The organism is Afipia dichlorophenoxyacetatis (genome assembly GCF_055386385.1).
The window spans coordinates 1,157,259-1,176,519 of the sequence record NZ_AP029250.1 but is presented as its reverse complement, the minus strand read 5'-3'; the positions used below and the strand labels follow the sequence as shown (position 1 = coordinate 1,176,519).

Annotated in this window: 20 protein-coding genes; 16 read left to right on the top strand and 4 right to left on the bottom strand. The window is 60.4% G+C overall.

Annotated elements, in window-relative coordinates:
- The first annotated feature begins 28 nt into the window (after window positions 1–28).
- Genes ACZ5C3_RS05490 through ACZ5C3_RS05480 form a run of 3 tightly spaced genes read left to right on the top strand, consistent with a single transcriptional unit; the run spans window position 29 to window position 2,525 of the window.
- Window positions 29–1,456: an FAD-binding oxidoreductase gene (locus ACZ5C3_RS05490; protein ID WP_464044588.1), complete on the top strand. Its 1,428-nt coding sequence runs from the start codon at window positions 29–31 to the stop codon at window positions 1,454–1,456.
- Window positions 1,457–1,471: 15 nt separating this feature from the next.
- Window positions 1,472–1,915 carry a GNAT family acetyltransferase gene (locus ACZ5C3_RS05485; protein WP_464035875.1) on the top strand — a complete coding sequence of 148 codons (444 nt, stop codon included), beginning with the start codon at window positions 1,472–1,474 and terminating at the stop codon, window positions 1,913–1,915.
- Between the two features lie 25 nt (window positions 1,916–1,940).
- Window positions 1,941–2,525: a GDP-mannose pyrophosphatase gene (locus ACZ5C3_RS05480; RefSeq protein WP_464035873.1), complete on the top strand. Its 585-nt coding sequence runs from the start codon at window positions 1,941–1,943 to the stop codon at window positions 2,523–2,525.
- On the opposite strand, the gene ACZ5C3_RS05475 is transcribed toward ACZ5C3_RS05480, so the two are convergent.
- Window positions 2,522–3,316 carry an SOS response-associated peptidase family protein gene (locus tag ACZ5C3_RS05475; protein ID WP_464035871.1) on the bottom strand — a complete coding sequence of 265 codons (795 nt, stop codon included), beginning with the start codon at window positions 3,314–3,316 and terminating at the stop codon, window positions 2,522–2,524. The two genes, ACZ5C3_RS05480 and ACZ5C3_RS05475, sit on opposite strands and share 4 nt — an antisense overlap.
- A 147-nt stretch (window positions 3,317–3,463) precedes the next feature.
- On the opposite strand from ACZ5C3_RS05475, the gene ACZ5C3_RS05470 reads away from it, so the two are divergent.
- The 4 genes from ACZ5C3_RS05470 to ACZ5C3_RS05455 all read left to right on the top strand — a co-directional run bounded on the left by ACZ5C3_RS05470 (window position 3,464) and on the right by ACZ5C3_RS05455 (window position 5,225).
- Complete coding sequence (locus tag ACZ5C3_RS05470) at window positions 3,464–3,928, top strand: hypothetical protein (protein ID WP_464035869.1); 465 nt, start codon at window positions 3,464–3,466, stop codon at window positions 3,926–3,928.
- Entirely contained in the window at window positions 3,925–4,353 is a 429-nt protein-coding gene (locus ACZ5C3_RS05465) for an NUDIX hydrolase (RefSeq protein WP_464035867.1), read from the top strand. Before ACZ5C3_RS05470 ends, ACZ5C3_RS05465 begins: the two co-directional genes overlap by 4 nt.
- Before the next feature lie 46 nt (window positions 4,354–4,399).
- A complete protein-coding gene (locus tag ACZ5C3_RS05460) occupies window positions 4,400–4,777 on the top strand; it encodes a TIGR02301 family protein (RefSeq protein WP_464035866.1) in 378 nt (125 codons plus the stop codon).
- Window positions 4,778–4,958: 181 nt separating this feature from the next.
- The gene (locus ACZ5C3_RS05455) at window positions 4,959–5,225 is read left to right on the top strand and encodes a hypothetical protein (RefSeq protein WP_464035864.1); all 267 of its coding nucleotides are present in this window, start codon (window positions 4,959–4,961) and stop codon (window positions 5,223–5,225) included.
- A gap of 34 nt (window positions 5,226–5,259) precedes the next feature.
- Here ACZ5C3_RS05455 and ACZ5C3_RS05450 read toward each other — a convergent pair whose 3' ends face one another.
- The gene (locus ACZ5C3_RS05450; RefSeq protein ID WP_464035863.1) at window positions 5,260–6,594 is read right to left on the bottom strand and encodes a dihydroorotase; all 1,335 of its coding nucleotides are present in this window, start codon (window positions 6,592–6,594) and stop codon (window positions 5,260–5,262) included.
- Window positions 6,595–6,920: 326 nt separating this feature from the next.
- On the opposite strand from ACZ5C3_RS05450, the gene ygfZ reads away from it, so the two are divergent.
- The 6 genes from ygfZ (at window position 6,921) to ACZ5C3_RS05420 (ending at window position 13,480) form a co-directional block, all read left to right on the top strand.
- A complete protein-coding gene (gene ygfZ / locus ACZ5C3_RS05445) occupies window positions 6,921–7,802 on the top strand; it encodes a CAF17-like 4Fe-4S cluster assembly/insertion protein YgfZ (protein WP_464035862.1) in 882 nt (293 codons plus the stop codon).
- Complete coding sequence (locus ACZ5C3_RS05440) at window positions 7,799–8,422, top strand: DNA-3-methyladenine glycosylase I (protein WP_464035860.1); 624 nt, start codon at window positions 7,799–7,801, stop codon at window positions 8,420–8,422. The genes ygfZ and ACZ5C3_RS05440 overlap by 4 nt, the downstream gene beginning before the upstream one ends.
- Complete coding sequence (locus ACZ5C3_RS05435; RefSeq protein WP_464035858.1) at window positions 8,419–9,030, top strand: YfbR-like 5'-deoxynucleotidase; 612 nt, start codon at window positions 8,419–8,421, stop codon at window positions 9,028–9,030. The genes ACZ5C3_RS05440 and ACZ5C3_RS05435 overlap by 4 nt, the downstream gene beginning before the upstream one ends.
- 133 nt (window positions 9,031–9,163) lie before the next feature.
- Entirely contained in the window at window positions 9,164–9,670 is a 507-nt protein-coding gene (locus ACZ5C3_RS05430) for a tyrosine phosphatase family protein (RefSeq protein ID WP_464035856.1), read from the top strand.
- Between the two features lie 32 nt (window positions 9,671–9,702).
- Complete coding sequence (locus ACZ5C3_RS05425; RefSeq protein WP_464044586.1) at window positions 9,703–10,686, top strand: NUDIX hydrolase; 984 nt, start codon at window positions 9,703–9,705, stop codon at window positions 10,684–10,686.
- Between the two features lie 97 nt (window positions 10,687–10,783).
- Window positions 10,784–13,480: a DUF2339 domain-containing protein gene (locus tag ACZ5C3_RS05420; protein WP_464044585.1), complete on the top strand. Its 2,697-nt coding sequence runs from the start codon at window positions 10,784–10,786 to the stop codon at window positions 13,478–13,480.
- 83 nt (window positions 13,481–13,563) lie between these two features.
- Here the strand turns inward: ACZ5C3_RS05420 and ACZ5C3_RS05415 are convergent, their stop codons facing one another.
- Together ACZ5C3_RS05415 and acuI are read right to left on the bottom strand one after the other, a co-directional pair.
- The gene (locus ACZ5C3_RS05415) at window positions 13,564–14,100 is read right to left on the bottom strand and encodes a hypothetical protein (RefSeq protein WP_464035854.1); all 537 of its coding nucleotides are present in this window, start codon (window positions 14,098–14,100) and stop codon (window positions 13,564–13,566) included.
- 139 nt (window positions 14,101–14,239) lie between these two features.
- Window positions 14,240–15,226 (bottom strand): acrylyl-CoA reductase (NADPH), encoded by a 987-nt coding sequence (gene acuI / locus ACZ5C3_RS05410; protein ID WP_464035852.1) that lies wholly within the window; start codon window positions 15,224–15,226, stop codon window positions 14,240–14,242.
- A gap of 328 nt (window positions 15,227–15,554) precedes the next feature.
- Here acuI and nadA point away from each other — a divergent pair, with 328 nt between their 5' ends.
- The 3 genes from nadA (at window position 15,555) to nadC (ending at window position 19,260) form a co-directional block, all read left to right on the top strand.
- Complete coding sequence (nadA, locus tag ACZ5C3_RS05405) at window positions 15,555–16,667, top strand: quinolinate synthase NadA (protein WP_464044584.1); 1,113 nt, start codon at window positions 15,555–15,557, stop codon at window positions 16,665–16,667.
- Between the two features lie 108 nt (window positions 16,668–16,775).
- Window positions 16,776–18,371, top strand: a complete 1,596-nt coding sequence (locus ACZ5C3_RS05400) for an L-aspartate oxidase (RefSeq protein WP_464044583.1) — start codon at window positions 16,776–16,778, stop codon at window positions 18,369–18,371.
- A gap of 1 nt (window position 18,372) precedes the next feature.
- On the top strand, window positions 18,373–19,260 hold the full coding sequence (gene nadC / locus ACZ5C3_RS05395) for a carboxylating nicotinate-nucleotide diphosphorylase (protein WP_464035850.1): 888 nt from the start codon (window positions 18,373–18,375) through the stop codon (window positions 19,258–19,260).
- The last annotated feature ends 1 nt before the right edge of the window (window position 19,261 follow it).

Here is a 19,261-nt window from a genome sequence, read left to right as displayed (position 1 = left end):
GCAAACATCCGCAGAGATGAATCGAGACATGAATATCGTGCAAACACCGCCGTCCACTCTTTCACCTGAACTGCTTGCGCGCTTCGCGGCCATCGTGGGCGAAAAATACGCGGTGACGGACCCGCATGAAGTGGCCCCTTATCTCGTCGAAGAGCGCAATCTGTATCAGGGCCGCTCGCCGCTCGTTTTGCGGCCGGGCTCGACCGCGGAAGTCTCCGCCATCTGCAAGCTTGCAACCGAGACCAAAACGGCGATCGTCCCGCAGGGTGGAAACACCGGTCTCGTCGGCGGTCAGACACCTCATCACGGCGAAGTCGTGGTGTCGCTGCGCCGGCTGGACAAGATCCGTTCAGTCGATACGCAATCCAACGCCATGACGCTCGAAGCCGGCGTGATCCTGGCTAACGCGCAACAGGCCGCAACGAATGCAGACCGGATTTTCCCGCTGTCGCTCGGCTCTGAAGGAAGCTGCACCATCGGCGGCAACCTCTCGACCAATGCCGGCGGTATTGCCGCGCTTGCTTACGGCGTCGCGCGTGATCTCGTGCTGGGTCTGGAGGTCGTGCTCGCGGACGGCCGCATCATGCACGGACTCTCCAGCCTGAAAAAGGACAACACCGGTTACAATCTGCGCGACCTGTTTGTCGGCGCCGAAGGCACGCTCGGCATCATCACTGCTGCGACATTGAAGATGTTTCCCAAGCCGCGCTCGGTTGAAACCGCCTTCGCGGCGATCGAGTCCCCCGCCGATGCCCTCAAGCTGCTCGACATCTCACGCAATATGGCTGCCGGGAGCCTGACCAGCTTCGAGCTCCTCCCCCAGATCGCCATCGACTGGGCGGTCAACTATAACGCGTCCGTCCGCGCACCGATAGCCGGGCCGCATCCATGGTACGTGCTGATGGAAATTTCATCGCCACGCGACGATGCACGCGACACCATTGAAGCGATCCTGGCGCAGGGCATGGAAGACGGCATTGTCCTGGACGCAGTGCTGGCGGCGAATCTCGACCAGCGCAATGCATTCTGGAAACTGCGTGAGATCGTCTCGCCAGCACAGAAGCCCGAGGGCGGCTCGATCAAGCACGATGTCTCCGTGCCTGTCGCCGCAGTGCCGGATTTCCTGATCGAGGCCGATGCCGCCGTGACAAATCTGATCCCCGGCGCACGACCATTTGCGTTCGGTCATCTTGGTGACGGAAACATCCACTACAATATCAGCCAGCCGGTCGGAGCCGATTCGGCGGAATTTCTGGCGCGCTGGCGCGATGTGAACAGTGTCGTGCACAGCATCGTTGCCAAGCACGGCGGATCGATTTCCGCCGAGCATGGCATCGGCATCCTGAAGCGCGAAGAACTTCCGCACGTGAAGGATCCGGTGGCGCTCGCCATCATGCGGTCGATCAAGGCCAATCTCGACCCGCTCAACATCATGAACCCTGGCAAGGTCCTCTGAATCGGGTCTTCGACGATGCCATCAAGCAACCTCGACATCACCACCGCCGAGGACGCAGATGAAGCGGGCATCGTCGCCTTGTGGGAAAAATGTGATCTGACACGGCCCTGGAACGATCCCAGGGCCGATCTTTCGAGAGCCCGCAAGGGTCCGGGGTCCACCGTACTGGTCGGACGCGATCAGCAGTCGGTCCTCGCCACGGTGATGGTGGGGCACGATGGCCATCGTGGCTGGCTTTACTACGTCGCGGTCGATCCTGATCACCGCAAGAACGGATACGGACGCGCCATCATCACCGCAGCGGAGGACTGGCTCCGCAAGCGCGGTGTCGAAAAGCTTCAATTGTTGGTCCGCCCTGAGAACACGCAAGCGCAGGCGTTCTATGAAACGCTCAATTACGATGAACAGCCGCGTATCATCTACGCAAAATGGCTCGATGGGCGCGAACCAACTCCCTGATCTAATTTTTGCCTGAGGCCTCTGCATGAGTGTGCGTGACCGCATCCGCGTCAAAGACGTCCGTCTGCTGTCGGACAACTGGTATGTGCTGAAAACAACGGCGTTCGACTGGCTGCATTCGAATGGAGAATGGCAGACCCAGCATCGCGAAACCTATGACCGCGGCAACGGCGCGACATTGCTGCCCTACAATCTCGCACAGCGTACCGTGTTGCTCATCAAGCAGTTTCGCTATCCTGCTTACGTCAATGGCTATGATGACCTGCTCATCGAGACAGCTGCCGGAATTCTCGATGATGCAACGCCCGAGGTGCGCATCAAGGCTGAAGCAGAAGAAGAAACCGGCTATCGCATCGATAAGGTTGAGAAGGTCTTCGAAGCCTTTATGAGCCCGGGCGCCGTCACCGAGAGACTGCACTTCTTCGTCGCCGCGTACGAGCCGCACATGCGGATCGGCAACGGTGGCGGACTGGCTCACGAGGGCGAGGACATCCACGTCCTCGAATTGCCGTTCGACGAGGCGTTCGCGATGGCAAAGGATGGGCGGATCGTCGACGCCAAGACGATCATGCTGCTGCAATACGCGGCTCTGAACATTTTCAAAGATTAGAACAACGATCCCTGCGCGTCGTCTTCCTTCGGAGGCGGCGCGGGCTTGGTGGACGATTTAGGTTTAGGCGCACTGCGCGTCTTTTTGGGTAGCTCATCCGCGAGGGCCTCGGACGCCGCGATCTCTTCCGCACTCAGTGGAACGATCAATTCCGGGCCGTCGTTCGCCACGCGGTTCACTGCCGGCGAAACCGCGTGCCAGACAAGAGTGCCTTCCGCAGGCGCAACCATCAGCGCTGCGATTTCCGTCTCTATCGCGTTGCTGTCGAGCCAGCGTTCGAAATTGTCTGGATCAATCGTGACGGGCACCCGATCATGCAGCGCAGCCATATCCGGCCTGGCGGCGGCAGTGACGATCGCGACTGTGTCCACTTCCTCGCCGTTCGGTCCACTCCAGGTTTCCGCGACGCCTGCGAAGGCGACCGGCCGGCCATCGGCACGATGGATAAAATACGGCTGCTTGCCTTTACGCGATGCTTGCCATTCGTAGTAGCCGTCCGCGGGCAACAGGCAGCGGCGGCGCTTCACAGCGTTCCGAAACGATGGCTTCTCGAAAATGGTCTCCGACCGCGCGTTGATGACGACAGCGAATTGGCGCGGGTCCTTGACCCAGGCCGGCATGAACGCCCAGCGCATCAGTTGGAAGTGCCGGGCGCCATTGTCCAGGATGACGACGGGTACCGGTTGAGTCGGCGCGACATTGAACTGAGCCGGAATATTCGGCTGCTCGCCGTAGGCAAACAGGCGACGGAGCACGTCGGGAGGTGATGCAATGATGTATCGGCCACACATAAAAAGACTCGAGAACGGGGAATTCCGGGGCGAAAATTACACAACGCTGGAACTTATTCAGTCGCTTTTAACTCGGGATATTGGACAGTTGGTGCAATGTCTCATTTGGCTCCCGCAATGTCTTGCCCTGCCCCCAATGCTCGTTCCATGGCGCACCTCGATGCCGCCGAGCGCGAGCAAATATTGCTGGACGCGAATATCAATCCGCGCACGGGTCTTGCGACCGATTACCTGAATCATTTCAACGAAGCCATCATGCTGCTGGAAATGATTCCGGACATGCCGGAATGCGCGGATGATTTCCTCGAGTGGCACCCCCTGAGCTATCGCGAGCATTTCGCTGCCTCGAACCTCAAGGGCCGCGACCTCACCATCAGCGTCTATGATTCGGCCAATCCCACGATCCGGGATAAATTCGACGGCATCACGGCTGCAATGACATCTATCCTGACGGCTGTCGGAGATGCGATGCGGGAAGCCAAATCGGACAAAACCCGGGTGACCCTGGCGGAACAGGCGATCGGTTGGGTCAAGCCGCTGGTGACGCACGCCGGTGCGGTCATCAACGGCCCCAGCGATGAGGCCGACGTCGACAGCATCATGACTCAATGACCACGCAGACCCCAGCAAACAGGCCGCAGCTCGCCGTCAGCGCTGGCATCTTCCGCGATGGCAAGGTTCTCCTCGTCCGCCGCGCCCGCGAACCGGCCAAGGGCATCTACACCTTTCCCGGCGGGCGCGTGGAATTCGGCGAGAGCCTGACCGAAGCCGTCGCTCGCGAGGTTCGTGAGGAAACCGGCCTCACCATCGAGATTGTGGGGCTGGCGGGCTGGCGTGAGGCGCTCCCCGCAAGAACCGGCGGACATGGCCACTTCGTGATCCTGCCTTTTGCTGCCCGTTGGGTCTCGGGCGAGATCATGCTCAATGATGAGCTGGACGACGCCCGCTGGCTGCCGCCGGATGACCTGGGTGGCCTGCCCATCACCACGGGTCTGGAAACCGTGATCGCATCCGCGCGTAAGATGGTGGGCGCCTGATCGCCGCCTTGCTTCCGGCCCTTTGAACGGGCATATGGCAGCCTTCATGCTCAGACGCATTTTCGCAGTTTTCCTGATTGCCGCTGTGGCTGTTCCCGTCTCCGCCCGGGCGCAGGATGCGGCCGCGCCGTTCGACGGCGACCTGCTGCGGCTCGCCGAAATTCTCGGAACGCTGCATTACCTGCGCGGAATTTGCGGCGCCAATGAAGGCCAGAAATGGCGTGCGGAAATGCAGGCGCTGGTTGATGCCGAGACACCATCCGGTGCCCGTCGATCGCGCATGATCGCGAGCTTCAACCGCGGCTATAATGGTTTTCAACAGACTTATCGGACCTGCACCCCGGCAGCCACGGTGGCGATCCGCCGTTATCTGGAAGAAGGCTCGAAAATTTCGCGGGATTTGACGGCCCGCTACGCCAATTAGTGCAATTCGGCCAAACGGTTGCACGATCGCCTTGGCAGGCGGAACTTTCTGATAAACTGATTGCTTGCCGTTAACCTTTCCTAAAGAACTGACTAGGCGACGCGCGCGTGCATGCTAATGCTTGTGCAGTTTCAAAATTCCGTAAATCCCACCGGACGCCCGTTACAGGTTTCTGACATTCATGACGTACCGTTCTTATTTAACGTCCGGTCGCGACCTTTTGCCCGATCACGAGCAAAAGCAGGCTGCGCTCACTTATCTCAACGAAGCTTGGGCTGAAGCACGTCATGACGGCGTGGACGGCGATTGCCTCGCGCAAGCAAGCCTCTTCGCCGCGTTCGCCGAACTGGTCGGCACCTATGGCGAGGATGCTGTTGCGACATTCGTGGAAGGCCTCGCCGCCCGTGTTCGCAGCGGCGAGTTTTCTATCGTCTCGTTTAGACAGTAAGCCGTTTAAGCCCCAAACCGTAGCCTGGAAGACCTCAAGGCTTCAGCGTTTCCAGGAAACGCACCGTCTCGCCCGTTGAAGGCGTCACCAACTCGCCCTGCCACATCACGCGCCGTCCGCGCACGAATGTCCCGACAGGCCAGCCCTTGACCTTCACACCATCATACGGCGTCCAGCCCGCGCGCGACGCGACCCATTTGTTGGTGATCGTCTCCTCACGCTTCAGATCGACGATGGTGAAGTCCGCATCATAACCAGCAGCGATCCGCCCCTTACAGGCAATATTGAAGAGCCGTGCCGGACCGGCGCTGGTGAGATCGACAAAACGCGCCAGCGACAGCTTCCCCGCATTCACGTGATCGAGCATCACCGGTACCAATGTCTGCACACCAGTCATGCCTGACGGCGAAGCCGGATAGGTCTTGGATTTTTCCTCAAGCGTATGCGGCGCGTGATCGGACCCGAGGACATCCACGATGCCCTGCTCGATGCCGCGCCAAATCCCCTCGCGATGGCTTGCATCGCGCACCGGCGGATTCATCTGCGCCAATGTGCCGAGCCGCTCATAGGCCTCGGGCGCTGCCAGCGTTAGATGGTGCGGCGTCGCCTCGCATGACGCGACATCCTTGTGATCTCGCAGATACTCGATTTCTTCCTTGGTCGAGATATGCAGGACATGGATGCGCTTGCCGGTCTCGCGGGCAAGGTTCACCAGGCGTTGCGTCGCCATCAGTGCAGCAACCTCATCGCGCCATACCGGATGTGAGCGGGCGTCGCCTTCGATGCGAAGTCCTTTGCGGTCATTGAGGCGATATTCGTCTTCGGCGTGAAACGCGGCACGGCGGCGAATGACTTTGAAGATGCGCCGCAGGCTCTCGTCGTCTTCAACCAGCAGCGTACCGGTTGAAGAGCCGATGAAAACCTTGACCCCGGCGCAGCCTGGCGCCCGCTCTAACTCCGGCAGGTCTTGCACATTCTCGCGCGTCCCGCCGATGAAGAAAGCGTAGTCGCAATGCATGCGATGATGACCGGCCTTCACTTTCGCCGTGAACGCTTCTTCCGTGACCGTAAGCGGATTGGTGTTCGGCATTTCGAACACGGCGGTGACGCCGCCCATGACAGCGCTACGCGAACCGGTTTCGAGATCTTCCTTGTGGGTCAATCCCGGCTCGCGGAAATGCACCTGCGTGTCCATCACGCCGGGCAGGATATGCAGCCCCTTGCAATCGATCACTTCCGCAGCGCTGGCAGTTCCCAGCTCACCAATGGCAGCGATTCGGCCGCCAGAAATGCCGATATCCCGCACACCCTCGCCGTCCTGATTGACGACGGTGCCGGACTTGAGAATCACGTCAAATGTCTGGGCCACTTTTGAAACTCGTCTTCTGTCTGCTGCGTCTGTGCCCGGCTTTATGCACGCATTGCAACGGGCTGACCGCTAGTTGTTCGATTCTAACATTTGCATCCCGTTTCAGCGGAAACCATTGCAAATGTTAGAATCAAAGAACAACTAGCAATTATAAGCTGCTAGTGGAGCTTTGGATTTGACATTCGCCTAACGAATCCGCAGCCAGACCGGTAGCGAATGTCAAATCCGCTCCACTAGGCGGGCCTTGTTGCCGGCACCTTAGCGCCTTACGTTGCGATGTAATATCGGCCGGGTGCATTTCCCCAAGAACTTCGGAAAAATTGTCCATGAAAGCAGCGTTTCTGCCCGATCGCGGCGTCATTAAGGTCAGCGGAGAGGATGCCCGCCGCTTTCTCGACGGTCTTGTGACCACCAATATCGAGCACGTCCAGCCCGGGATTGGCCGCTTTGGCGCGCTGCTGACGCCGCAAGGGAAAATCATCGCGGACTTTCTGGTGACGGAAGCGCCCGCCGCGCATGGCGGCGGCTTTGTGTTCGACTGCCCTCTCCCGCAAGCACAACCTCTCGCCGACCGGCTCGGCTTCTACAAACTGCGTGCGAAAGTCTCCATCGAGAATCTGTCCGCCCAGCTCGGCGTCGTTGCGGTCTGGGGTTGTGAACCAGCCACCAAGCCGGACCTCGCTTTCGCGGATCCACGCAGTTCGGAAATCGGGTGGCGCGTCCTCGTCCCGGATGATCTTGCAGACGCAACCGCAGCAGCGATCGGTGCAGAGCTGGTGAGCAGCGATGCTTATGAAGCTCATCGCATCGCGTGGGGCATACCGAATGGCGGCACTGATTTTATTTACGGCGATGCATTTCCACATGAGGCCAACATGGATCGCCTTCACGGCGTCGATTTCGACAAGGGATGTTATGTCGGGCAGGAAGTCGTCTCACGCATGGAGCATCGCGGCACAGCGCGGACGCGTACCATTCGCGTGAAGTTCGACGGACCCGCACCCGGCGTCGGTGTTAGCATTCTTGCCGGCGACAAACCGGTTGGCACCATGGGCTCTTCGGCCGAAGGACTCGGCTTGGCTTTGCTGCGCACAGATCGCGTGACCGACGCACTCGATGCAGGCTTGCCCTTGGTCGCGGGCGCGGCCCCGATTAACCTGGTTGCGCCGGACGATGTCCGCACCACACCGAAGAAAGCCTCCGCATGACCCGCGCACGCTTGCACGACGATGGCCTGCATCGCTGCCCGTGGCCCGGTGAAGATCCGCTTTACATTGCCTATCACGACACCGAGTGGGGCGTCCCTGAATGGGATGACCGCGCGTTGTTCGAAAAACTCATTCTCGATGGCTTCCAGGCGGGATTGTCTTGGATCACGATCCTGCGCAAACGCGACAACTTCCGCAAAGCGTTCGACGATTTCGAGCCCGCCAAGATCGTGCGGTACAGTGACAAGAAAGTCGCGGCGCTGATGAATGATGCCGGCATCGTGCGTAACCGCGCAAAAATCGAAGGCACGGTCAACAGCGCGAAGGCTTATTTGAAGATCATGGAAGAAGGCCCGGGCTTTTCCGCCTTTCTGTGGGACTTCGTCGACGGCAAACCCAAGATCAACAATTTCAAAACCACCGCCTCCGTGCCCGCAGCGACGCCGATCTCGACGAAGATGTCGAAAGAGCTTATCGGGCGCGGCTTCAAGTTCGTCGGGCCGACCATCGTTTACGCATTCATGCAGGCGACCGGCATGGTCAACGATCATCTGGTGACGTGCCATTGCCACGAGACATGCGGCAAGACGAAACGCCCTGCGCGCCTGAAAGTGAAATGAGCTCCCGGAAAGCGTCCCCTTCAACGTCGCGAGCGTGGCAGCGAATGCTGTCCGGCCGGCGCCTCGACCTACTTGATCCCTCGCCGCTCGACATCGAAGTGGGAGACATCGCGCATGGTCTCGCGCGCGTTGCTCGCTGGAACGGGCAAACGCACGGCGCACACATCTTCTCAGTGGCGCAACATACGCTGCTCGTCGAAGCCGTGCTGCGCACGCAGAATCCGCGCATCGATCATCAGGTGCGGCTGGCTGCGATGCTGCACGATGCGCCAGAATATGTGATCGGCGACATGATTTCGCCATTCAAGGCCGTGATCGGCGGCTCCTACAAGGTCGTGGAGAAGCGCCTGCTTGCCGCTATCCATATCCGATTCGGATTGCCGCCCGTCCTGCCCGCTGAGATCGAGCAGCAGATCAAGGCTGCCGATATGGGCGCTGCCTATCTCGAAGCCACTCATCTCGCGGGTTTCTCTCAAGCCGAAGCCAAACGGCTGTTCGGCCGGGATCCCAAGCTGCCTCCGGCGAGCGAACGCGACTATGTGACATCCTGGTCCGCCGGCCGGGCTGAAAAACAGTTCCTCGCGCGGTTCAAGACATTGTTCAAATAGCCTTCCCGCGGTGGCGATTTGCGACGCGGATGCCTATAATCGCATTCGTGTGGCTTTTGTTTCGCAATTGCCAATGACTGGCCGCAAGAGAGGTCAGCAATTGCAAGACGCCACATGAGTGAGAAGGACTGCCATGATCCACGTCTGTTCGCTTGCTGCGCTGCCCGCAACTGTCGAAGCCACCGGAGCGCGCCATATCCTCACCGTCATGGGCAATGTCAGTAAGGTGGTGCGTCCGGTTTCCGTACTGGAAGCCAATCACTTACTGATCTCGATGGACGACATCACCGAGCCTGCCGAAGGCTTCGTCGCGCCATCTGAGGCTCATATTGAGCGGGCTCTGACTTTCATCCGTGGGTGGGATCGCGCCGCACCGATGGTGATCCACTGCTATGCCGGAATCAGCCGCTCGACCGCGAGTGCATTCATGGCCGCGTGTGCGCTCAATCCACATCGTGATGAAACCACCATCGCCCGGCAGATCCGCACGGCATCACCGAGTGCATTTCCCAATAGGCTGATTGTGACGCTTGCCGATCGCGTGCTTGGCCGGGATGGCCGCATGATCCGTGCACTAGACGCGATGGGGCCCGGCAACATGAGCATCGAAGGCCAGCCATTCCGCGTCGATATTGAATAAGCGCGCGGTCGCATGCGGATGACCGAGGCGCCATGATCGATAAAGTCCTTATCCCCATCGAGATCGGACTGACGGCCGCCATCGTATCATTCGATGGCAACGAGCCGCTGATTCTGACTGCGCCTGGCGGTGATAGCGAGAAACTCACGGGCCTGCCGTTTGGTCCTTTCGATGCCGTGACCCACCGCACTTTCGAGATCGGTCTGCGCGCATGGGTGCAGGAGCAGACGGGCCTGCATCTCGGTTATGCCGAACAGCTTTACACATTCGGCGATCGTGGACGTCACGCGCAGCGCGGCGATAAAGACGCGCATGTTGCTTCCGTTGGATATCTCGCGCTGACGCGCGCTGCGGACAACACATCGAAGCCGCAGGTTGCGGGAGCCACGTTTGAGCCTTGGTATCGGTACTTCCCTTGGGAAGACTGGCGCGAAGATCGTCCCGCATTGATCGAAAAGGAAATCCTTCCCGCACTGCAAGACTGGGCGGCGCAATCCGAAGCGTCAAACGCCGAGCGTGCGCTCGCGCGCGGGGACCGTGTCAGGCTTTATTTCGGCACCGATGGCGCACACTGGGACGAAGAACGAGTTCTTGATCGCTATGAGCTACTTTACGAAGCGGGATTGATCGAGGAATCCCGCCGCGATGGCCGCCCTGCAGCACTGGCTCGCAACTCATTGCCCCCGCTCGGTATCCCGATGCGGTTTGATCATCGACGGATTTTGGCGACCGCCATTGCGCGGCTGCGCGCCAAGCTGAAATATCGCCCGGTGGTCTTTGAACTTTTGCCCTCCGAATTCACACTCACAGATCTGCAGCGCACTGTGGAAGCAATCTCTGGCCGTCATTTGCACAAGCAGAATTTCCGCCGGCTGGTGGAAGCCGGTGCACTGGTCGAGCCAACCGGCGAAATGTCCACCCAAACGGGCGGGCGCCCTGCCGCGTTATTTCGCTTTCGACGTGAAGTTTTGCAGGAACGCCCCGCGCCTGGTTTGCGCGTGCGGGGACGCCGATAGATATTTAGGTAAAGCGGCCTCGAAGCCGCTTAGAAATTTGGCGTGATCAAATTGCCGGCCGCGATACGAGCCGGCTCTGATAACGCGAGGGGGATTGATGGAATTTATTGCTTTTCTCATTGCACTTTTCGCTGTTTTTCTCGCACGCAAGGCCAACAACAGAGTTCTCGAACTGACGGCACGGCTGCGCCAGCTGGAAGCGTCAATCACGGCCAGCGTTCTGCGCGAGTCCGCTCCAGCGATGGTGGACACGCCCGCCGCGCCATCGATTTCTCCGGAACCAGCAGAAGCACCAGCGCCGGCATCGCCGCCACCCTTCACGACCACTCCGACCGACTCTGTCGAACCGCCCGCAGACACAGTCCAACCCGACGCTCCGTCATCTGATGCTTTGCCTGAGCAGACCGCAACGACACGCCCGGGACTGGAAGAGCGGCTCGGCACGCGTTGGGTTGTCTGGATCGGTGGCTTGACGCTCGCAATGGGCGGCCTATTCCTCGTCAAATACTCCATTGAAGCTGGTCTGCTTGGCCCGGGCGTGCGCGTCTTGCTTGGCGGCCTGTTCGCGTTGGGGTTGCTGGGCGGCGGTGAATGGACTCGCCGCAAGGAAAGCTCGTCGTCAACAGCACCATCGACCACCGCTAACATTCCCGCCATTCTCACCGCAGCGGGCACCGCCGTCGCATTCGCGACGGTATATGCCGCTTACGCGCTGTACGGATTCCTCGCACCGCCCGTCGCGTTCGGACTTCTCGGACTTGTCGCGCTGGGTACGCTCGCTGCCGCATTGTTGCATGGACCAGCGCTGGCAGGCCTCGGCGTGGTCGGCGCATTCATCACGCCGATTCTGGTGTCATCGGACACTCCGGATTACTGGGCGTTGTACATCTATATCGCGATTGTCACTGCGGCTGCCTTCGGCCTCGCCCGCATTCGCTTGTGGCGATGGCTCGCTCTGACCACCATTGCATTCGGCATCGCCTGGATGTTGTTCGACATCTCGGAGCCGGACACGCTCGCGCCGCACGCGTTTGATATCATCGTGAGCTTTGCACTCGCCGCGCTGCTCGTCGTAAGCGGATTCACGTTCGGCCCCGCCAGCGAACCTGGACAGATCGAACGAATCTCCTCCGTCTCGCTGATTGCGTTTCTCTTCGGTGCAATGGCGCTGGTGCTGACCACCGATCATGCCAGCGCGGCCATGATCGTGTTTGCACTGTTGGTCGCTGCGACCATTGCGGTTGCCTGGCGTGCTGAAGCCGCCACCAGCTCGATTGGAGCCGCGGCACTCTTTGTCTTCGTTGTGTTTGCGGAATGGGCGATCCGTGCCAATCCGGACCTCGCCATCGTTCCCGGCGGTGCGATGCCGGGGATTGGCTCAAGTGCTGATGACGGGTCGATCAGTCTCCATCTCGTCACAGCGACAGGTTTCGCCGCGGCTTTCGGAGTGGCTGGGTTTCTCGCTCAGGGCCGTTCCATCAGCGCGATCGTTCCGGTCGTCTGGTCTGCTGCAGGTGTGTTCACGCCCCTCGCCTTGCTGGTTGCCCTTTACGCCCGCATTGCCCATCTCGACCGCTCCATTCCATTCGCGATCATCGCTATTGCGCTGGCTGCGGCGTTTGCGGCGGCAACCGAACTGCTGGCCAAACGCGAAGCGCGCCCCGGTCAGATGATCTCGACCGCGCTGTTCGCAACCGGCACGCTTGCCGCATTGGCACTGGCCTTCACTTTCGCGCTTGAGAAGGGTTGGCTGACGATTGCGCTGGCGCTGATGTCGCTCGGCACAGCCTGGATCTCGATGAAGCGTCCGATCCCCTTCCTGCGCTCGCTCGCGGCCATTCTCGCCGGCATCGTTGTGCTGCGCATCGGATACGAGCCGCGGATCGTCGGCAACGATGTCGGCACCACGCCGATCTTCAACTGGCTCCTGCTCGGCTACGGAATCCCGGCTCTATCGTTCTGGACGGCGAGCATCTTCATGCGCCGCCGTGCTGACGATGCACCGGTCCGCGCGGTGGAATCCGCCGCGATCCTGTTCACCGTGCTGCTGGCTTTCGTGGAGATCCGTCACTTCATCAACAATGGTGACATCTATCGTGCCTCATCCGGGCTGACTGAAGTCGCACTGCAGGTGTGTGTGGCACTGGCCATGGCGCTCGGTCTGGAGCGGCTGCGTGTCCGATCCCGCAGCATCATTCATAATATTTCGGCGGTACTGCTCACCGTGCTCGCAGGTGTCGCGATTGTCGGCGGACTGTTTGCGCTGGAAAATCCAATGATCTGGCCGATCCGTGTGGAGGGGGCATTCATCAATGTGCTGCTTCTCGGCTACGCCATGCCTGCGATCCTTGCACTTCTGCTGTCTTATGCTGTGGTCGGACGACGGCCGGCGGCTTATGCCCATACCCTCGCGGCGGGTGCCCTCGCTCTCGCTTTGGCATATGTGACGTTGCAGATCCGCCGCTTCTATCATGGCCCGCTGATGAGCAGCGGCGCCACGTTCGATGTGGAGCAATACACTTACTCTGTGGCCTGGCTTGCCCTCGGAGTGGTCCTGCTTGGTGCAGGACTGCTGTTGCCGTCGCAACGGGCAAGGCTTGCCTCGGCCGTGATTATCGCACTCACCATCTTGAAGGTCTTCCTGATTGACATGTCGAACCTGACCGGCGCCTACCGCGCGTTCTCCTTCATCGGACTGGGTCTGGTACTTGTTGCAATCGGCTGGCTGTATCAGCGTCTCCTGTTTAGGCAGACGCGAACGACTTCTCCGGCGACGCCCGCCGCCGGTTCGTGAGTCGTTTCTTCAGGCAAGCTTCAGAAAAAAGGCCGTGCCGAACAAGTTCGGACACGGCCTGATGCAGAGAGTGTCTGCCGGGATTACTCGGCAGATGAGCGGCGCAGCTCGAGCGCAGGCTCGCTGCGAACCGATGATGTATTCGCTGGCTCTGAACGGGATGCTTCTGCCGAACGTGTCGGCGCACGCAGCGAGCGCGGGCGAGCGATCGATTGTGCGAGGATCACGCGGCCGTTGCCCTGACGGCGGAAGTCGCAATAAGCGAAACCCAATCCGGACACGGAGCCGCGGAAGCTCACGGTGTCAGTCTTATCGAGATTGAAGCAGGGGTCGAACGGCATGCCCTTGATGGATGCGCAGATCTGTTGGCCGCGCACTTGAAGGGTGTTGGTCGGCAGACGCATGTGACGCAATGCGCCGTTGCCGCTGAACTGAACCGCACCTTGGGCTGAACCGTCACCAAGAATTTTACCCATGCCCTTGGTGCCGTCGAAACAATTGAAAGCAAACGTCTTGCCGGCGACGAATTTGCGCGCTTCGTCGGCATTCATGGTCTCGGCGAAAGCAGGAACCGTCACCGCCCCAGCAAGAAGGGCTCCCAGAACAAAACGCGTGAGCATACGGCTACTCCACTGACTAAACTTGCGGATGGCAAACCGTCCAGGATCAATCCTCTGGCCGGTTTACCCCTTAACCCGCTGATTACCATACTAACCATGGCAACATTGGCGCAGTATGGTTTGCAAAATCTGAACGTCCTCAGGAAATTTTCACCACCAGTCGACCCCGCACCTGGCCGGCGAGAATTTTCGGGCCGATGTCGAAGACATCCTCAAGAGAAATTTCTTGAGTAATTTCAGCAAGTTTAGCGTGATCGAGATCCTTTGCAAGACGCGCCCAAGCCTCCTTACGAGGGCCAATCGGGCACATCACGGAATCGATGCCCAAAAGGCACACCCCACGCAAAATGAAGGGAGCGACCGACGACGGCAGGTCCATGCCGCCGGCAAGACCGCAGGCAGCGATGGCGCCGCGATACTTGGTCATCGAGAGCAGGTTGGCCAGCGTTGTCGAGCCGACGCTGTCGATACCGCCCGCCCAGCGCTCTTTCGCCAACGGCTTGCCCGGTGCTGACAACTCATTTCGATCGATAATCTCGGCCGCGCCGAGGTCCTTCAGGTAGCCGCCCTCGGCCACACGGCCGGTGGAGGCGATGACATGGAAGCCAAGCTTGGCCAGCAGCGCCACCGCGACCGAGCCCACGCCGCCGGCGGCCCCTGTCACGACTATCGGTCCGTCCTTCGGGGTGAGGCCATGCTTTTCCAAAGCGAGCACGGACAGCATCGCGGTGAATCCTGCCGTACCGACCGCCATGGCCTGCTGCGTCGTCATGCCATCCGGCAGGCGCACAAGCCAGTCGCCCTTCACCCGGGCTTTCTCGGCATAGGCGCCGAGATGCGTTTCGCCCAAGCCCCATCCGGTGGAGACGACCTTGTCGCCTGCCTTCCAGTCCGGATGCGAGGACTGAAGAACGGTGCCCGCGAAGTCCACGCCTGCGATCATCGGAAAGCGACGGACCACCGGAGACTTCCCGGTCAGTGCGAGGCCATCCTTGTAGTTGACGGTCGACCATTCAACGGCGACGGTCACGTCGCCTTCCATCAGCTCTGCTTCGTCAAACTGTGTCAGCGCTGCTGTGGTGCCCTTTTCAGCCTTGTCGATTCTGATTGCCTTGAACGTTCCCACGACGCGCTCCCGTGCTTGTGTCTGCTTGTGAGGAACGTCTTAGAGGCACCGCACACCAATTCCAACCCGCGACCTTACGAAGCCTCAATGCAATTCAGCGATGCGGAATTATTTGGCATGCCATCTGGCGAAAGCGTCAAAGACCTGTTATATTTGTTTTGCTCGTTATGAGGATAAGTAATCTGTAATGATCGAGCCAGGAACGATGACGCCCTCGCGGCGTCGTTTCTGAGTATCTGCTGAGTTTGGAACCGGCCTAAAAGGCCGGATTTCTCAATACCACGATATGCTCAGATTGAGCATATAAGAACGGGACTGGGAGGCTGCGATGCCTATCTCTGGAATTTATGGCCCCAACGATTTTGGCAATCCGGCCCACCTGCCGACTGGCGGACAGGCTCGCGCGCCCATTACGGATGCGGAGCGCGCCCGCGCCCTGCCCATGCCGTCGCTGGAATGGACACCTGAAGTCGAACGCGAAACCGCCCACCTCTACGAGCGGGTGAAGAACGTCGTTCCTGAAATCGAATGGCCGTTCATGGCGCCTTACGTGAAGGCGATCAACGACCTCAAGAAACAACGCAACGCGGTGATCCTGGCGCACAACTACCAGACGCCGGAAATCTTCCACTGCGTGTCCGATATCGGCGGCGACTCGCTGCAGCTTGCGCGTGAAGCCACCAAAGTGAAGGAGAAGGTCATCGTCCAGTGCGGTGTGCACTTCATGGCCGAGACCTCGAAGATCCTGAACCCGGACAAGACGATCCTCATCCCGGACTCCCGCGCCGGCTGTTCGCTCGCTTCCTCGATCACCGGGGCGGACGTCCGCCTGCTGCGTGAGCGTTTCCCGGGCGTGCCGGTCGTTGCCTATGTCAACACATCCGCCGATGTGAAGGCGGAGGTCGATATCTGCTGCACGTCGTCCAACGCCGTGGAGGTGGTAGAGAGCCTCAACAGCGACACCGTGATCTTTCTGCCTGACCAGTATCTGGCGAAGTACGTCGCCTCGAAGACCGACGTGAAGATCATTGCCTGGAAGGGCGCCTGCGAGGTGCACGAGCGCTTCACCGGCGACGAACTACGCACCTATCGCGAAGCGGACCCGAGCGTTCAGATCATTGCGCACCCGGAATGTCCGCCGGACGTCATCGCGGAAGCAGACTTCACCGGCTCGACCGCGCATATGATCGACTGGGTGCGCAAGCATCAGCCCAAGCGCATTGTGATGGTCACCGAATGCTCGATGGCCGATAACGTGCAGGCCGAGCTGCCGAACGTCGATTTCGTGCGTCCGTGCAATCTGTGCCCGCACATGAAGCGCATCACGCTGCCGAAGATTCTCGACAGCCTAGTCTACATGCGCGAGGAGGTGACCATCGACCCGATGATCATCGACAAGGCGCGCCGCTCGGTCGAGCGGATGATCAACCTGAAAAACTGATCACGCGATGACAACAAAGGCCTGATCGCCATCGACATAGGTGGCCGGACATTCCTGCCACTGCAGTCAACAGACGGTCAGTTGTTAGCCCTTTCGAAGGCGCTCGCCATGACAACATTCAATAATGCATCCTCATCCGCAGCAAATGACGTCATCATCGTCGGTGGCGGCCTCGCCGGCCTGTTCTGCGCGCTGAAACTAAGTCCCCGCCCTGTCACCGTGATCTCGGCAGCCCCGCTTGGCGAAGGCGCCTCCAGCGCCTGGGCCCAGGGTGGCATTGCGGCTGCGGTTGCCGAAGGCGACAGCGCGGAAGCTCATGCGGCCGACACCGTCGCAGTGGGCGGCGGCATTGTCGATGAAGAGATCGCGCTTGGGCTTGCACGCGAGGCCGGTGCACGCATCCATGATCTTCTCGCCTACGGCGTACCATTCGACCGTGATCTGGAAGGAAAGCTTGCCGTCGGCCGTGAAGCGGCCCACTCCGCACGGCGCATCGTTCACGTCCAGGGCGACATGGCCGGCAAGGCCATCATCGCGGCGCTGATCGAAGCCGTGCGCAAGACGCCGTCGATCCGCGTCATCGAAGGCTACGTCGCCGAAGACCTGTTGACGGACAACAACGAGGTCACCGGCTTGCAGGTGCGCAAGACCGGAGACGTCACGGCAACACCTGTTGCGATCGCCTCCTCGACCGTCGTCCTCGCAACTGGTGGCATCGGACACCTTTACGCAGTCACAACCAATCCGGCCGAGGCCAGCGGTCTGGGCCTCGCCATCGCCGCGCGCGTGGGCGCGACCATCGCCGATCCGGAATTCGTGCAGTTTCACCCCACCGCCATCATGGTCGGCAGGGACCCTGCCCCACTCGCCACAGAAGCGCTGCGCGGCGAGGGCGCAACGCTGATCAACAGCAAGGGCGAGCGCTTCATGCTGGCGCTGAACCCGCTTGCCGAGCTCGCACCGCGCGACATCGTGGCGCGTGGTGTGTTCGCGGAGATCGCCGCCGGACGCGGCGCATTTCTCGACGCCACACAGGCGCTGGGAGAACGTTTTGCCCAGAAATTCCCGACCGTCTATGCGAGCTGTCTCGCAGCAGGTATCGATCCAGCCAAGCAACCCATCCCGGTTGCTCCGGCAGCGCACTACCACATGGGCGGCATCGCCGTAGACAAGCGCGGCAGAACATCGATCAAGGGCCTCTGGGCCGGTGGTGAAGTGTCCAGCACCGGCGCGCACGGCGCCAACCGCCTTGCTTCCAACTCACTGCTCGAAGCGGTCGTCTATGCCGCGCGCATCGCGGAAGACATCGACGGCCAGACGTTCAGCGCGCCACGCTTGGCCAGGCTCACCGTGCCTGAAAATACGGCCATGCCTGCGACGGCCGAAGCCGACCTGCGCATAATGATGTCGTCCCATGTCGGCGTGATCCGCGATGGTGACCATCTTGCGGACGCGATTCGGACCTTTGCCTTGCTCGAGCAGAGCACGGCCAACACCACGCTACGGAATATGGCGACCACAGCGCTGATTGTTGCCGCCTCGGCCTGGGCGCGGCGCGAGAGCCGTGGCGCGCATTATCGCTCGGACTACCCGTCTGAAGATCCCGCACAGAAGAAGCGAACCATAACCACGCTTGATGACGCGCGGCAGATCGCGGCAGAGTTGACCGAACCATCCCTCAAGAAACGCTCGATGGGAGCCTGACGTGACCGAAGTGCTCGATCCCGCCGAACTGTTGCATCCGGATGCATTTCTCTCTCCGCTTGCCATTGATGATGCGGTCAAACGTGCTCTCGAAGAAGACCTCGGGCGCGCGGGCGATGTCACCTCGATTGCGACTATCCCTCCGGACGTCCATGCCCATGCTGTCCTCGTCGCCCGGCAAGCCGGTGTCATTGCGGGATTGCCGCTTGCGGTCGCAACATTTCAGCGGCTCTCAGCCGACATCAATATTCAGGCGCATGTGCATGACGGCGGCGCCGTCGCCAAGGGCGTGCATGTGCTGACAATCTCCGGCCCGGCCCGTGCCGTGCTGGCCGGCGAGCGCACGGCCCTGAACTTCGTCGGGCGGCTGTCGGGGATTGCGACGCTGACTTCCGATTATGTGCGCCACACCAGCGGCACCAAGCTGCGTATCTGCTGCACCCGCAAGACCACCCCTGGCCTCCGCGCGCTAGAGAAATATGCGGTGCGCTGCGGCGGCGGATTCAATCACCGCTTCGGGCTTGATGACGCGATCCTGATCAAAGACAATCACATCGCGGTCGCTGGTGGCGTGAAAGCCGTCCTGCAACGCGCACGCGCTCACGCCGGTCATCTGGTGAAGATCGAGATCGAGGTCGATACGCTCGATCAGTTGCGCGAGGTGCTGGAGACCGGTCTCGCGGACGTGGTGATGCTCGACAACATGGACCTCGTGGCAATGCGCGAGGCGGTGAAGATCGCCGATGGGCGCGTTGTCCTTGAAGTCTCCGGCGGCGTCTCGTTGTCGTCGATTGCGGACATCGCCCGAACCGGCGTCGACTATGCATCTGCCGGCGCACTGACACACTCCGCACCGAACTTCGATGTCGCGCTGGATATCGACGCGTAGT

What these genes read in the sequence shown, in the direction of transcription:
- ACZ5C3_RS05490 (WP_464044588.1), top strand. Translation starts at nt 29, where the DNA reads ATGAATATCGTGCAAACACCGCCGTCCACTCTTTCACCTGAACTGCTT.
- ACZ5C3_RS05485 (WP_464035875.1), top strand. Translation starts at nt 1,472, where the DNA reads ATGCCATCAAGCAACCTCGACATCACCACCGCCGAGGACGCAGATGAA.
- ACZ5C3_RS05480 (WP_464035873.1), top strand. Translation starts at nt 1,941, where the DNA reads ATGAGTGTGCGTGACCGCATCCGCGTCAAAGACGTCCGTCTGCTGTCG.
- ACZ5C3_RS05475 (WP_464035871.1), bottom strand. Translation starts at nt 3,316, where the DNA reads ATGTGTGGCCGATACATCATTGCATCACCTCCCGACGTGCTCCGTCGC.
- ACZ5C3_RS05470 (WP_464035869.1), top strand. Translation starts at nt 3,464, where the DNA reads ATGGCGCACCTCGATGCCGCCGAGCGCGAGCAAATATTGCTGGACGCG.
- ACZ5C3_RS05465 (WP_464035867.1), top strand. Translation starts at nt 3,925, where the DNA reads ATGACCACGCAGACCCCAGCAAACAGGCCGCAGCTCGCCGTCAGCGCT.
- ACZ5C3_RS05460 (WP_464035866.1), top strand. Translation starts at nt 4,400, where the DNA reads ATGCTCAGACGCATTTTCGCAGTTTTCCTGATTGCCGCTGTGGCTGTT.
- ACZ5C3_RS05455 (WP_464035864.1), top strand. Translation starts at nt 4,959, where the DNA reads ATGACGTACCGTTCTTATTTAACGTCCGGTCGCGACCTTTTGCCCGAT.
- ygfZ (WP_464035862.1), top strand. Translation starts at nt 6,921, where the DNA reads ATGAAAGCAGCGTTTCTGCCCGATCGCGGCGTCATTAAGGTCAGCGGA.
- ACZ5C3_RS05440 (WP_464035860.1), top strand. Translation starts at nt 7,799, where the DNA reads ATGACCCGCGCACGCTTGCACGACGATGGCCTGCATCGCTGCCCGTGG.
- ACZ5C3_RS05435 (WP_464035858.1), top strand. Translation starts at nt 8,419, where the DNA reads ATGAGCTCCCGGAAAGCGTCCCCTTCAACGTCGCGAGCGTGGCAGCGA.
- ACZ5C3_RS05430 (WP_464035856.1), top strand. Translation starts at nt 9,164, where the DNA reads ATGATCCACGTCTGTTCGCTTGCTGCGCTGCCCGCAACTGTCGAAGCC.
- ACZ5C3_RS05425 (WP_464044586.1), top strand. Translation starts at nt 9,703, where the DNA reads ATGATCGATAAAGTCCTTATCCCCATCGAGATCGGACTGACGGCCGCC.
- ACZ5C3_RS05420 (WP_464044585.1), top strand. Translation starts at nt 10,784, where the DNA reads ATGGAATTTATTGCTTTTCTCATTGCACTTTTCGCTGTTTTTCTCGCA.
- ACZ5C3_RS05415 (WP_464035854.1), bottom strand. Translation starts at nt 14,100, where the DNA reads ATGCTCACGCGTTTTGTTCTGGGAGCCCTTCTTGCTGGGGCGGTGACG.
- nadA (WP_464044584.1), top strand. Translation starts at nt 15,555, where the DNA reads ATGCCTATCTCTGGAATTTATGGCCCCAACGATTTTGGCAATCCGGCC.
- ACZ5C3_RS05400 (WP_464044583.1), top strand. Translation starts at nt 16,776, where the DNA reads ATGACAACATTCAATAATGCATCCTCATCCGCAGCAAATGACGTCATC.